At 67.2% G+C, this 12,471-nt stretch carries 14 protein-coding genes; 7 read left to right on the top strand and 7 right to left on the bottom strand.

The window, feature by feature from the left end; all coding sequences use genetic code 11:
- Positions 1 to 5: 5 nt before the first annotated feature.
- Together VF643_RS15380 and VF643_RS15375 are read right to left on the bottom strand one after the other, a co-directional pair.
- A complete protein-coding gene (locus VF643_RS15380; protein WP_331044269.1) occupies positions 6 to 770 on the bottom strand; it encodes a SapC family protein in 765 nt (254 codons plus the stop codon).
- Between the two features lie 56 nt (positions 771 to 826).
- Positions 827 to 2,287, bottom strand: coding sequence for an FAD-binding oxidoreductase (locus VF643_RS15375; RefSeq protein WP_414713883.1), 1,461 nt, complete (start codon positions 2,285 to 2,287; stop codon positions 827 to 829).
- A gap of 66 nt (positions 2,288 to 2,353) precedes the next feature.
- Between VF643_RS15375 and VF643_RS15370 the strand changes: the two genes are divergently transcribed.
- The 4 genes from VF643_RS15370 (at position 2,354) to VF643_RS15355 (ending at position 5,150) form a co-directional block, all read left to right on the top strand.
- Positions 2,354 to 2,776, top strand: a complete 423-nt coding sequence (locus VF643_RS15370; RefSeq protein WP_331044268.1) for a hypothetical protein — start codon at positions 2,354 to 2,356, stop codon at positions 2,774 to 2,776.
- Between the two features lie 114 nt (positions 2,777 to 2,890).
- Complete coding sequence (locus VF643_RS15365) at positions 2,891 to 4,330, top strand: DEAD/DEAH box helicase (protein ID WP_331044267.1); 1,440 nt, start codon at positions 2,891 to 2,893, stop codon at positions 4,328 to 4,330.
- A 113-nt stretch (positions 4,331 to 4,443) separates the two neighbouring features.
- Positions 4,444 to 4,950 carry a thioredoxin family protein gene (locus tag VF643_RS15360; RefSeq protein ID WP_331044266.1) on the top strand — a complete coding sequence of 169 codons (507 nt, stop codon included), beginning with the start codon at positions 4,444 to 4,446 and terminating at the stop codon, positions 4,948 to 4,950.
- Positions 4,938 to 5,150, top strand: coding sequence for a DUF1289 domain-containing protein (locus VF643_RS15355; RefSeq protein WP_331044265.1), 213 nt, complete (start codon positions 4,938 to 4,940; stop codon positions 5,148 to 5,150). Before VF643_RS15360 ends, VF643_RS15355 begins: the two co-directional genes overlap by 13 nt.
- A 58-nt stretch (positions 5,151 to 5,208) precedes the next feature.
- On the opposite strand, the gene VF643_RS15350 is transcribed toward VF643_RS15355, so the two are convergent.
- The 4 genes from VF643_RS15350 to VF643_RS15335 are packed head-to-tail and all read right to left on the bottom strand — an operon-like array spanning position 5,209 to position 8,481.
- Complete coding sequence (locus tag VF643_RS15350) at positions 5,209 to 5,823, bottom strand: glutathione S-transferase family protein (protein WP_414713882.1); 615 nt, start codon at positions 5,821 to 5,823, stop codon at positions 5,209 to 5,211.
- A gap of 9 nt (positions 5,824 to 5,832) precedes the next feature.
- Entirely contained in the window at positions 5,833 to 6,699 is an 867-nt protein-coding gene (locus tag VF643_RS15345) for a dienelactone hydrolase family protein (protein WP_331044263.1), read from the bottom strand.
- Positions 6,700 to 6,749: 50 nt separating this feature from the next.
- The gene (locus VF643_RS15340; protein WP_331044262.1) at positions 6,750 to 7,802 is read right to left on the bottom strand and encodes an MBL fold metallo-hydrolase; all 1,053 of its coding nucleotides are present in this window, start codon (positions 7,800 to 7,802) and stop codon (positions 6,750 to 6,752) included.
- Between the two features lie 7 nt (positions 7,803 to 7,809).
- Positions 7,810 to 8,481, bottom strand: coding sequence for a DUF1013 domain-containing protein (locus tag VF643_RS15335; RefSeq protein ID WP_331044261.1), 672 nt, complete (start codon positions 8,479 to 8,481; stop codon positions 7,810 to 7,812).
- A 214-nt stretch (positions 8,482 to 8,695) separates the two neighbouring features.
- On the opposite strand from VF643_RS15335, the gene VF643_RS15330 reads away from it, so the two are divergent.
- Entirely contained in the window at positions 8,696 to 8,968 is a 273-nt protein-coding gene (locus VF643_RS15330; RefSeq protein ID WP_331044260.1) for a hypothetical protein, read from the top strand.
- Positions 8,969 to 9,012: 44 nt separating this feature from the next.
- Here VF643_RS15330 and VF643_RS15325 read toward each other — a convergent pair whose 3' ends face one another.
- Complete coding sequence (locus VF643_RS15325; protein ID WP_331044259.1) at positions 9,013 to 10,026, bottom strand: NAD(P)H-quinone oxidoreductase; 1,014 nt, start codon at positions 10,024 to 10,026, stop codon at positions 9,013 to 9,015.
- Positions 10,027 to 10,101: 75 nt separating this feature from the next.
- Between VF643_RS15325 and VF643_RS15320 the strand changes: the two genes are divergently transcribed.
- Together VF643_RS15320 and clpA are read left to right on the top strand one after the other, a co-directional pair.
- Positions 10,102 to 10,296 carry a DUF1192 domain-containing protein gene (locus VF643_RS15320; RefSeq protein ID WP_331044258.1) on the top strand — a complete coding sequence of 65 codons (195 nt, stop codon included), beginning with the start codon at positions 10,102 to 10,104 and terminating at the stop codon, positions 10,294 to 10,296.
- A 135-nt stretch (positions 10,297 to 10,431) separates the two neighbouring features.
- Positions 10,432 to 12,471: ATP-dependent Clp protease ATP-binding subunit ClpA (clpA, locus tag VF643_RS15315; protein WP_331044257.1), on the top strand; the 2,040-nt coding region annotated here is incomplete at its 3' end.

Genomic DNA, 12,471 nt, shown 5'->3' with positions numbered 1-12,471 from the left:
GGGCGTCAGAAACCCGGCTGCGGCTCGGGCACCTTGCCCTGCTGCACCTGCTTGGCGAAGATGTCGCGCATCAGCGAGAGCGAGAAAAGGTGGGCATAGAGCAGCGGCAGCATGCCCGACTGGCTCATCTTGCGCAGCTGATCGCCGCGCAGATCCTGCAGCTTCTGCTCGTTTATCATCTGGAAACCGCGATAGATGAACGGCTGCTCGGCGCCCTCCGGCTGGATCGAGACCTCCCCGTCCATCAGCAGGTCGCTCGCGCGCAGTTCCGCCATGAATTGCTGGGTGCGCTGCCCGGCCTGTTCGAACGTCTCGTTGAAGGCCAAAATGTCCTTGGTCGCCTGGCTCGGCTGACCGTTCTCGAACAACGGCTGCCCCTCGTCGAACGCACCGACGGCGTCGGAGGTGGGATCGAAGCACAAGGACAGTTCCTGCGCATCGGGGCGCAGGCGGGCGAGCATATAGGGATAGCGGCGGACATAGGCCGGAACGTAGAAACCGTCGCCGATCGCCTTGCCTTCATCGTCGATGAACACGTTGACGCCTTCGTTCAGCCCCATCAGCGCCAGCGGGATCGCCTCGTCACCGACCGAGAAGACAATCGGCATCGCGCGCTGGACCAGCGGAAATTCGTCGATCGTCAGCGGGATGGCGTGCTGCCCGATCAGGAACGGCGCGGCATTCTGCGCCCGCACGCGGTAGTTCGCGTGGGTCTCGCTCGAAAGCGGCTCGAGCCCGTTGTAGAAAAGCGGAAGCGGCGCGCTGGCCATGACAGTCTCTCCGGAAAATACCCACGGCCCCCCGGCCGCTTAGATGGCGCGGTGCTCTATGGCGTTGAGGCCCGGGGCGCAAGAACGAGCTTACCGGGATTGAAGAGCCCGTGAGGGTCGAACGCGTGCTTCACCGCGTGCAAGGCAGCCATCCGTGCGGGGCTGCTCAGGCGTTCGAGCTCGGCGGCCTTCATCTGGCCGATGCCGTGCTCGGCCGAAATCGAACCCCCGGCGGCGACGACGAGATCGTGGACGAACGCCGTTACCGCTTGCGCCTCCTCGGCATACCAGCGTTCCGGCGAGGCACCCGCGGGCGCGCGCACGTGGAAATGGACGTTGCCGTCGCCGAGATGGCCGAAGCCGCTGGCGTGCGTGCCGGGAAAGCGCGCCTGGCATGCCGCAGCCGCCCCGGTCATGAAGCGCGGCATCGCATCGACGGGCACGGAGATGTCGTGCTGGGTCGCCGGTCCCTGCGCCCGTTCGCTGGCCGAGATCGAATCGCGGATGCGCCAGAACGCTTCGGCCTGCGCCTCGCTGGCAGCGATCACCGCATCGTCGCCCAAGCCTTGCGCCAGAGCGTCGGCAAGCAGCGGCTCCAGGATCGCGGCGGGATCGACCCCGGGATCGCTGGTCGCCGCCTCGATCAGGACATGCCAGGCGTGCGTGCCCGACAGTGGCGCGCGGGCACCAGCGACATGCGCGACGACCGCGTCGAGCGATTCGGCGGGCAGCAGTTCGAACCCTTCGATCAGAGCAGTACCCCGCTCCAGCATGCGCAGGAGGCGCAGCGCGACGTCGGGGCCGTGCACGCCGACCCACGCCACGGCGCGCGCGGCGATCGCGGGCACGAGCCGCAGGGTGGCGGCGGTGACGATGCCCAGCGTACCCTCCGCCCCGACCAGCAACTGCGTCAGGTCATAGCCACGATTGTCCTTCTTGAGCGCAGCGAGGCCGTCATGGATCGTCCCGTCGGGCAGCACCGCCTCAACACCCGCGACAAGCCCGCGCATCGTTCCGAAACGCAGCACCTGGGTGCCGCCCGCATTGGTCGAGACGAGGCCGCCGATCGTCGCGCTTCCGCGCGCGCCCAGCGTGAGTGGAAACCGCCGCCCCGCGGCCAGTGCCGCCTCCTGCAAGGTCTGGAGGATCACCCCGGCCTCGACGACTACCAGCCCCCCCTCGTCGTCCAGCGCCCGGATCCGGTCCATGCGGCGCAGTGACAGGATCAGCGCCGAACCGTCCGCGGGCGGCGTGGCGCCGCCGACCATCGAGGTATTGCCGCCCTGCGGCACCAGCGGCACGCGGTATTCGGCCGCCGCGCGCACGATCGCCGCCACTTCGGCCGTCGTGGACGGCGCCAGCAGCGCAGGCGCCGAACCATGGTAACGGCCGCGCCAATCCTCCAGCCAGGGCGCGATCGAAGCCGCATCGGTAACGATGACGCGGCGATCTACGGTGTCCGCCAGCGCCGCGATCATCGCCGATTGCGCCGGATTCATCTGGGCGGAGGTTTTCATGGGACGCGGTTAATCCGAGTTCATCATCCGTTCAACGTCCACCCCTACGGTCTGGCTCGCCTGCCGATGACCCATCCCGCTTTGCCCACCCTGCTGCTCGCGCTCGCGCCGATGCTGTCCGATGCGCCAGCAGTCCTGCTGGCGCAATTGACCATCCACGAGCGTATCGTCGTGCGCGTCAGGCGCATGCCGGTGGCGCCCGCCAAGCCGATCGTGTGGAAGGAACGCAAAGGCCCCAAGTGCGTCGCCCCCGCCAATCTGGCAGGTGTGCTCATCACCAAGCCGGGAACCGTCGACATGGTGCTCTATGGCGGCAAGTGGTTGCGAGCCAAGCTGGACGGCGAGTGCAAGTCGCTCGATTTCTATTCCGGCATCTATCTGAAACCCGGCGCCGACGGCCACGTCTGCGCCGATCGCGACGTGATCCGCGCGCGATCGGGGGCGAAGTGCGGCATTTCTGCGTTCAAGGCGCTGGAGGCGAAGAGATAGGAAGCGGCGGCGGCCGAACCTGGGTCACTGCCAAACCTTGACTTTCGGCCGCCAATCCGCGAGCGCACCGCGCGTTGGCGCGCGATGTCGCTTGCCCCCAATCCGGACATTTGCATGAGCTTCGCCGATCTCGGCCTCTCCCCCGAACTGCTGAAAGCGGTCAACGACGCCGGCTATACCGAGCCGACCGCGATCCAGGCGGCAGCGATCCCGCCTGTCCTGATGATGAAGGACATCATCGGCATCGCCCAGACGGGCACGGGCAAGACGGCCAGCTTCGTGCTGCCGATGATCGACATCCTGGCGCACGGCCGCAGCCGCGCACGGATGCCGCGATCGCTGATCCTGGAGCCGACCCGCGAACTCGCCGCGCAGGTGGCGGAAAATTTCGAGAAATACGGCGCCAACCACAAACTCTCGATGGCGCTGCTGATCGGCGGCGTGTCGATGGGCGACCAGCTGGCGGCGTTGGAAAAGGGCGTCGACGTGCTGATCGCGACGCCGGGGCGGCTGATGGACCTGTTCGGGCGCGGCAAGATACTGCTCAACGGCTGTTCGATGCTGGTCATCGACGAGGCCGACCGCATGCTCGACATGGGCTTCATCCCCGATATCGAAGAAATTTGCACCAAGCTGCCCAAGCAGCGCCAGACACTTCTGTTCTCCGCGACGATGCCCGCGCCGATCAAGAAGCTGGCGGACAAGTTCCTCGATAACCCGAAGCGGATCGAGGTGTCGCGGCCGGCATCGACCAACCTCAACATCACCCAATATCTGGTCACCGTCGCCAGCCAGACCGCTAAGCGCGAGACGCTGCGCCGCATCCTGGCGCAGGATGAGGTGACCAACGCGATCATCTTCTGCAACCGCAAGACGACGGTGCGCGACCTCAACAAGGTGCTGAAACAGGCGGGCTACAAGTCGGGCGAAATCCACGGCGACATGGAACAGCCGCAGCGCCTGGCCGAACTCGAACTGTTCAAGAGCGGCGTGGTCAACATCCTGGTCGCCTCCGACGTCGCGGCGCGCGGGCTCGACATCAAGGGCGTGAGCACGGTCTTCAATTACGATGCGCCCTGGCACCCCGACGATTACGTCCACCGCATCGGCCGTACCGGCCGTGCGGGCGCGACCGGCACCGCCTATACCTTCGTGGCGCCCGACGATGCCGAGAACATCCAGAATATCGAGAAGCTGACCGGACAGACGATCCAAAGGCTGGATCAGGCCGCGGTCGCCGCCCCGGAACCGGCGCGCGAATCAGCCAGGGAAGAACGCCCGCGGCGCGAGCGCACCCGCAAGCCCAGAGCAGAGACTCCCGCGGTGGAGGCCGCAGTCGAAGAGGCTTGCGTCGAGGCGGTGGCCGTGGAGACGCAGGCTCCGGCGCCCGCACCCGTCCGCGAGGAACGCGCACCCCGCGCCGAACATCGTGATCGCCAACCCCGCCGCGAGGAGCGTCGCCCCGAACCGCGTTTCCGCCAAGCGGACGACGGGCCTGACGAGGGCTGGAACGGCCCTGTTCCCGATTTCCTGGGTGTCACGCTGGGTCGATGATCTCGCCCCACAGCCGATCGGATCACACCGGTTGTGCGCGCCCAAGCGAAGCTGTGTTGCAACCATCGTCCCGGCCGGGCGATGACATGCGCGCCCTCTTCCGGAGAATCGACATGATCCGCCCGCTCCTGATCGCCGCTGCCCTGATCGCGGTTCCCGCCGATGCGCGCGTTGCTGCGCCTCACGTCCGCGCCGCGTCGTTCGAGCAACTCGGCAAGCCGCTGCCCCTGCCCTATGACGAAGCCGCCAATGCCGACGCGCAGGTTGCCGCCGCCCGCGCCCGCGCGATCAAGGCGCGCAAGCGGCTCATTATCGACTTGGGCGGTAATTGGTGCCTCGACTGCCGCCTGCTGGCGGGCGTAATGGAGCTGCCCGAGATGAAGCCGTTCGTCGCGCGGCATTTCGAGGTGGTCACGGTCGACGTCGGCCGTTTCGACAAGAACCTCCAGATTCCGGCGCGCTACGGCATCACCAGCCGTCTGAAGGGCGTGCCCGCGGTGCTGGTCGTCGATCCCAAAAGCAACCGCCTGCTCAACGCCGGTCGCGAAACCGCTTTGTCGGACGCGCGCTCGCTGACGCCGCAGGCGCTGGCGGATTGGCTTGCGGGATGGGTGGCGTAACGCTCGCCTCCCCTTGCACCGGCATCTGCACCGTGGAGGACGATCGGTGTGTGGGGTGCGGGCGCACCTTAGACGAGATCGTCCGGTGGACGACGATGGGTGACGTGGCGCGGGACGCGGTGATGGCCCGGTTGATCCCCGACATTCCTGCCCGGTACGGGGAGGGGGACCGCCGCGAAGCGGTGAATCGCTCGCGGTGAGCCCCCTCCACCAGCCTTCGGCTGGTCCCCCTCCCCATGCCGGGGAGGATCGAACGTCCTACTGCGCGGCCGGCATCAGCGCGTCGTCCTTGGCCGATGCGCGTCGATATGCTTCGCGCGCGCCCAGCCGGGCGGCATAGGCTTCGAAGGCGGGGCGTGTCGGGATGGACTTGAACTGAAGCCCCCACATCACCTGCGCTCCGACATAGACGTCAGCTGCCGTAAAGCGGTCGCCGGCGATCCATTCGTGCGCGCCGACCGCGCGCTCGAGCGTGTGCACCATCAGGTCGAAGGTGCCATAGCCCGCCATCCGATCGCGTCCTTCCGGCACCTCGAAGGCTAGCGACTTGTTGGTCACCGCTGCCTCGACCGGGCCTGCCGCGAAGAACAGCCAACGGTAGTAATTCGCGCGCTCGGCCGCGGTCGGGGTCAGCCCCATTTCGGCATAGGTATCGGCCAGATACGCGCAGATCGCCGCGCCCTCGGTGACGATATGGCCGTCGTGAACGATCGCGGGCACCTTGCCCATCGGGTTGATGGCGACGAAATCGGCGGCCTTCATCGACCCGCTGTAATCGAGCACGACCGTCTCGTAATCCGCATCGACCTCTTCGAGCATCCAGCGCGCGATCCGGCCGCGTGACATGGGGTTGGTGTAGAAGGTAAGGGTCATTGGCAATCCTCAGGCGTCGAGATGCTGGTGGAAGAAGGCGATGGTGCGGCCCCAGGCGAGATCGGCCGCGGTCTTGTCATAGCGTTCGGCGGACGTGTCGTTGTTGAAGGCGTGGTCGACGTTGGCGTAGGTAAACGCCTCGACCGGCTTGCCCGCCGCCTTCAGCGCCGCGGCCCAAGGTTCGCCGGTCGCAGCGACGCGTGTGTCCTTGCCTGCATAATGGAGCATCAGCGGGGTCTGGACCTTGGCGGCTTCGGACGGCGCCGGCGCCGGCCCGTAATAGGATACGCCCGCCGCGAACGCCGGGCCGCCGGCGACCGCCAGCCGATCGACCAGCGCCCCGCCCCAGCAGAAGCCGACCATCCCGACCTTGCCCGTGCCGCCGCGCCGGGTGCGATAGCGTTCGGCGAACCCCAGTCCCTGCGCGATGACGAGGTCGTAATCGGCCGAGCCGATCAGCGTGCGGGCGGCATCCTCGTCCGCAGGCGTACCCCCCTGCGGCGCCAGGAAGTCGGGCGCGGCGGCGTCAAACCCGGCCAGGGCGATGCGGCGGGCGACATCCTGGATATGCGCGGTCAGCCCACGGTTCTCGTGGATTACGATCACCGTGCCGCGGCGCTTGGCACCGCTGACGGGTGAGGCGACATAAGCCGCGGCAGGCTTTCCCGCGATCGTGCCCTCCCAGCGATCGGCCCGCAGCCGCTTGTCCGCCGGGTCGATCCGCGCAGCGGCGGCAGGCGATGCGGCAATGCCCAGGATCAGCGCCTCGGCAGCGGCGGCGGACCCGGCGAGCGCAGTCATCTGGCGCAGCAGCGTCCGCCGGTCGCGGTGCTCGTGGGTGAAGGCGTCGTAGAGCTGGACGGCCCTGTCACGCATGTTCGCGTCGCTCATTCACCGCTCCCGATTCGTTGCGATAGCCTAGCGCGTCACGTCGCGCGCCACCATCGTACCCCGTCACGCATCTCCTCAAAGGCGCGCCCCTCACGCTCCAGCCGCCGCAGGTGCGCCAGCGCTTCGCCTGTCGCCATGCCGAGCATGTCCTGCCCGATCGTCCGCCGAAACAGGACGGCAAAGGCGTCCACGGCCCGGCGCGGCTCTGCGAGGAATAGTTCGAGCGCGTTCAGCCGCTCGCGGTGCTCGTCCGCCATCGCGTCGAGGCGCGCGTGCAGCCCCGTGAACGGATCGCCGTGGCCGGGAAGCACCAGCAGGTCGGCCGGCAGCGCGCGCAGCTTGTCGATCGAGGCGAACCATTCGCCCAGCGGATCGGCATGGGGTTCGGAAATCGTTATCGACACGTTCGGGCTGATCCGCGGCAGCACCTGGTCGCCCGCGATCAGCACGCCGTTCGCCTCGTCGAGCAGGCAGGCATGTTCCGGACTATGTCCCGATCCGGTGACGACGCGCCAGTCGCGCCCGCCGATCGCGAGCCGCTGGCCGTCGATGAGCCGGGTGAAGCCGAGCGGCAGGGGCGTGACGATGCGGCGTAATCCCGCCCATCCGCACGCCTGCATCGCAGCCACCTGTTCGTCGTCCCAGCCGGCCGCGCGCCAGAAGGCAACCGCCTCGTCCGGCACCGTGTCGCACGCGTCGGCGATCAGCATGCGGGCATAAAGCCACTCGCCCCGCGTCATCAGCAGCGGTGCGTTTTGATGCGCGCACATCCAACCCGCCAGTCCGATATGGTCGGGATGGAAATGGGTGCCGATCATCCGCGTGACCCGAACGCCCGCAAGGTTCCCGCGAAAGACGCTGTCCCAGGCGGCGCGGGCGTCCGGCGTGTCCATGCCGGTATCGACGAGCGCGACGCCATCACCATCGTCGATCAGCCAGCAATTGACGTGCCGGAGCGGTCCGGGAATCTTCAGCCGCACCCAGCGGACACCTGGCGCAACCCGCATCGTGCCGCCGACGGGCGGCTCTGCACCCGCAAATGGATAGGCGAGCGCTGCGCGTGTGCCGCGCCCCGCCGCAGCGCTCATGCAGGGATCAGCGCTTGAACGGATCGTCGAACATCGGCTTGGGAACGGGCGCGTCGCCGGCCAGTTCGGCCTCGCGCGCGGCCTGGCGCTCGGCACGCAGCTGGCCCAGCAACAACTCGCGGTCGCCCTCCAGCCGGGTGTCGGTCACCGGCGCCTCGATCCCCGCCGCCTTCGCCGCCTTGGCGACAGCGGCATCCAGCTCACGCTGCGTCGTCAGGCCCAGCGTCACCGGATCCTTGGGCGTGATGTTGGCGATGTTCCAGTGGCTGCGGTCGCGGATCGCGGCGATCGTCGTCCGGGTCGTGCCGATCAGCAGCCCGATCGCGCCGTCGGTGATCTCGGGATGGTTGCGGATGATCCAGGCGATGCCGTCGGGCTTGTCCTGGCGCTTGCTGACCGGGGTGTAGCGCGGCCCTTTGGTGCGGCGGACCTGCTCCGGCCCTTTCAGCATCTGCAAGCGGTAATTCGGGTCGGCCTGGCCCTTGTCGATCTCGTCCTGGGTCAGGTCGTGCGCGCGCACCGGATCGCGCCCGGTCAGCTTGGTCGCGGTGGTATCGTCGGCGATCGCCTGGATCTCCAGGATATGGAGGCCGCAGAAGTCCGCGATCTGCTCGAAGCTGAGCGCGGTATTGTCGACCATCCAGGACGCGGTCGCGTGGGGCATGAGCGGCTGGGCCACCGGGTTACTCCTGACTCGAAATAAAAAGGGCCGCCCCTCATCGGAGCGGCCGCGCATTCCCCAGCGACTTAGTGCGCACAGGCCCCAAGGGCAAGCGCCGTGCACCATTCACGATCGTGCAACATCCCGGTGCCATCGCGCAGCGCATTGACGCAGTGCAAGATCATGCGCCAGTAACCGTGAAAGTCGCCGTATCAAAAGGGAGTTACCGATCATGAAGACCCGCCTCGCGCGTGCGCTCGCCACCCTGGCGACCACTGCATTCCTAACGATCTCCACCGCAGCCGCGGCGGCGCCGAACCCCGCCGCCTCACTGTCGGTGGCCAAGTCCGCACGGGCCGGTACGACGACGGCGGGCAAGAGCCGGCTGGGCGGTGCGCTCGGCGGAGCGACCCTCATCAACATCGGTATCCTGGCGGCGCTGAGCGTCCTGGTCCTGACCGTCGTTGCCGACGACGACGGCGACGATTCCCCCGACAGCAACTGATACTTCACCGGGGAACTCGCTCGGCCGCGAGTTCCCCGGCCGGGTCAGTCCCCCATCGCCCCGACCGTCAGCACGATCTTGCCGACGTGATCGCCCGCCTCCATCCGGCGGTGCGCATCCGCAGCCTGATCGAGCGGAAAGGTACGGTCGAGCACCGGTTTCAGCCGACCCTGCTCGGCGTGCGGCCAGACGGTGCGCGAGAGTTCGTCCGCCACCAGTGCCTTGAACCCGGTATCGCGCGCGCGCAGCGTCGATCCGGTGATCGTCAGGCGGCGGCGCATGATCTCGAAGATCGGGATGGTCGCCTCCAGACCGCGCTGCACCGCGATGGAAACGTGGCGGCCGTCATCGCCCAGGCATTGCAGGTTGCGGGGCAGATAATCGCCGCCGACCATGTCGAGGACCGCCGCGACGCCTTTGCCGCCGGTGATCTCGCGCACCCGCGCTACGAAGTCCTCCGCCCGATAGTCGATGGCATGGGCCGCGCCGAGCCGCAGCGCGGCGGCGCATTTCTCGGGCGAGCCAGCGGTCACGATCACGTCGATGCCGAACAACCCGCACAGCGTGATCGCCATCGTGCCGATGCCCGATGTGCCGCCGTGGACCAGCACGACATCGCCCTCCGTGGCATAGGCCCGCTCGAACAGATTGGTCCACACGGTGAACAATGTTTCGGGGATCGCCGCAGCCTCGATCATCGTCAGCGATTCGGGAACCGGAAGGCATTGGCCGGCCGGCGCCACGGCATATTCGGCGTAACCGCCCCCCGCGACCAGCGCACACACCCGCTGACCGATCTGTTCCATACCCACGTCTTCGCCGACTGCAACGATCGTGCCTGCGATCTCCAGCCCCAGGATCGTCGGCGCGCCCGGCGGCGGCGGATAGCGGCCCTGGCGCTGCATCACGTCCGGGCGGTTCACGCCCGCCGCGGCGACCCGGATCAGCACCTCGCCCAAAGCGGGGCGCGGCACAGGCCGGTCCACGACGATGAGCACCTCCGGCCCGCCCGGAGCCTCCGGGTCGATCGCGCGCATGGTATCCGGTATCGCGTCCATTCGGTCGTGTTCCCCCAGGCGGATGCCGCAACCGCGTTATTGACATCGCACGGCCCCCGGTCAACGCTGTCGATCATGGACCTGGACGACGCACTTCCCCGTCCCGACGATCTGCTCGCACAACTCGCGCGGCAGGATCTCGATCCTTTGTCGGTAGCCGAGCTGGAAATGCGGATCACGACGCTGGAAGGCGAAATCGCCCGCGCCCGCGTGAAAATAGAACGCGCCGTTAACCATCGCGCAAGCGCCGACCAGCTATTCCGGCGATGAGTAACTTCGCCCACCGGCCGCGCGGCGGAGTCGCGGCTGCGATCACGGTGTGCGGGTGCTTGATGCGGGGCCTGTGGCTCCCGACATGGTCGGCAACGGGCCGCGCGTCCCCACGCGGCCTTCTGGAGTAGCTTTATGCCATCTTTTGCCCCCGCGCTGGAGACCACGCTGCACAAGGCCCTCGAGGCCGCCAGCGCGCGCCGCCATGAATATGCCACGCTCGAACACCTGCTGCTGGCGCTGATCGACGACGAGCATGCGTCCAAGGTTATGACCGCGTGCAAGGTCGATCTGGGCGAGATCAAGGGCACCGTCGCGCATTACCTCGATACCGAACTCGACGCGCTGAAAGTCGATACCGCGACCGATCCGTCGCCGACCAGCGGCTTCCAGCGGGTCGTGCAGCGCGCGATTCTGCACGTGCAATCCTCGGGCCGCGACGAGGTGACCGGCGCCAACGTGCTCGTCGCGCTGTTCAGCGAGCGCGAGAGCTATGCGGTCTATTTCCTCCAGCAGCAGGACATGAGCCGGCTGGATGCGGTCAGCTTCATCAGCCACGGCGTCGGCAAGGGCGGCGCGGCGGAGGCCTCCACCCCCAAGGGCGCCGAGGAGGAAAAGCCGCAGAAGCCGGGCGAGCAGAAGGGCAAGAACGAATCCGCACTCAAGCAATTCTGCGTCGATCTCAATGAAAAGGCGAAGATCGGCAAGGTCGATCCGCTGATCGGCCGCGGCCCCGAGGTGGATCGCACGATCCAGATCCTGTGCCGCCGTTCCAAGAACAACCCGCTCTATGTCGGCGATCCCGGCGTCGGCAAGACCGCGATTGCGGAAGGGTTGGCGCGCAAGATCGTCGAGGGCGAAGTGCCCGACGTATTGCTGCCCGCGGTGATCTATTCGCTCGACATGGGATCGCTGCTGGCGGGCACCCGCTATCGCGGCGATTTCGAGGAGCGGCTGAAGGCGGTCGTCAGCGAACTGGAGAAGCTGCCGCATGCGGTGCTCTTCATCGACGAAATCCACACCGTCATCGGCGCGGGTGCGACCAGCGGCGGCGCGATGGACGCGTCGAACCTGCTGAAACCCGCGCTAAGCGGCGGCACGATACGCTGCATCGGCTCCACGACCTACAAGGAATTCCGCAACCATTTCGAAAAGGACCGCGCGCTGCTGCGCCGGTTCCAGAAGATCGACGTCAACGAGCCGACGATCGAGGACACGATCAAGATCCTCGCCGGGCTGCGCTCGGCGTTCGAGGAACATCATTCGGTCAAATACACCCCCGATGCGATCAAATCGGCGGTGGAACTGAGCGCCCGCTACATCAACGACCGCAAGCTGCCCGACAAGGCGATCGACGTGATCGACGAGGTCGGCGCGATGCAGATGCTGGTGCCGCTGGCCAAGCGCAAGAAGACGATCACGCCCAAGGAGATCGAGCAGGTCATCGCCACGATGGCGCGCATCCCGCCGAAGTCGGTATCGACCGACGACAAGCTGGCGCTGGCGACGCTGGAAACCGATCTGAAGCGCGTGGTGTTCGGGCAGAACAGCGCGATCGAGAAGCTGTCTTCGGCAATCAAGCTGGCCCGAGCGGGTCTGCGCGAGCCGGAGAAGCCGATCGGCAATTACCTCTTCACCGGCCCCACCGGCGTCGGCAAGACCGAGGTTGCCAAGCAGCTGAGCGCGATCCTCGGCATCCCGCTCCAGCGGTTCGACATGTCCGAATATATGGAGCGGCACAGCGTCTCGCGGCTGATCGGTGCGCCCCCGGGCTATGTCGGCTTCGACCAGGGCGGTCTGCTGACCGATGCGGTCGATCAGAACCCGCATTGCGTGCTGCTGCTCGACGAGATCGAGAAGGCGCATCCCGACCTGTTCAACATCCTGCTGCAGGTGATGGACAACGGCCGGCTGACCGACCAGCACGGCAAGTCGGTCGATTTCCGCAACGTCATCCTCATCATGACGACGAACGCGGGTGCCTCCGACATGGCGCGCGAGACGCTGGGCTTCGGCACGCTCAGCCGCGAGGGTGAGGACGAGCAGGCGGTGCAGAAGATGTTCACGCCCGAATTCCGCAACCGTCTGGATGCGGTGGTGCCCTTCGGTTACCTTCCGCCCGAGGTCGTGGCGCGCGTGGTGGACAAGTTCATCCTGCAGCTCGAACTGCAGCTC

It is taken from the genome of Sphingomonas sp., assembly GCF_036387595.1.
Classification (GTDB): Bacteria; Pseudomonadota; Alphaproteobacteria; order Sphingomonadales; family Sphingomonadaceae; genus Sphingomonas.
Note: the sequence above shows the minus strand (reverse complement) of the source record. Positions and strands in the feature narration are given on the sequence as shown.

Coding starts and splice junctions, on each gene's coding strand:
- VF643_RS15330 (WP_331044260.1), top strand. CDS start 8,696: ATGAAGACCCGCCTCGCGCGTGCGCTCGCCACCCTGGCGACCACTGCA.
- VF643_RS15370 (WP_331044268.1), top strand. CDS start 2,354: ATGACCCATCCCGCTTTGCCCACCCTGCTGCTCGCGCTCGCGCCGATG.
- VF643_RS15320 (WP_331044258.1), top strand. CDS start 10,102: ATGGACCTGGACGACGCACTTCCCCGTCCCGACGATCTGCTCGCACAA.
- VF643_RS15355 (WP_331044265.1), top strand. CDS start 4,938: ATGGGTGGCGTAACGCTCGCCTCCCCTTGCACCGGCATCTGCACCGTG.
- VF643_RS15360 (WP_331044266.1), top strand. CDS start 4,444: ATGATCCGCCCGCTCCTGATCGCCGCTGCCCTGATCGCGGTTCCCGCC.
- VF643_RS15365 (WP_331044267.1), top strand. CDS start 2,891: ATGAGCTTCGCCGATCTCGGCCTCTCCCCCGAACTGCTGAAAGCGGTC.
- VF643_RS15345 (WP_331044263.1), bottom strand. CDS start 6,699: ATGCGTGACAGGGCCGTCCAGCTCTACGACGCCTTCACCCACGAGCAC.
- VF643_RS15380 (WP_331044269.1), bottom strand. CDS start 770: ATGGCCAGCGCGCCGCTTCCGCTTTTCTACAACGGGCTCGAGCCGCTT.
- VF643_RS15325 (WP_331044259.1), bottom strand. CDS start 10,026: ATGGACGCGATACCGGATACCATGCGCGCGATCGACCCGGAGGCTCCG.
- VF643_RS15350 (WP_414713882.1), bottom strand. CDS start 5,823: ATGACCCTTACCTTCTACACCAACCCCATGTCACGCGGCCGGATCGCG.
- VF643_RS15340 (WP_331044262.1), bottom strand. CDS start 7,802: ATGAGCGCTGCGGCGGGGCGCGGCACACGCGCAGCGCTCGCCTATCCA.
- VF643_RS15375 (WP_414713883.1), bottom strand. CDS start 2,287: ATGAAAACCTCCGCCCAGATGAATCCGGCGCAATCGGCGATGATCGCG.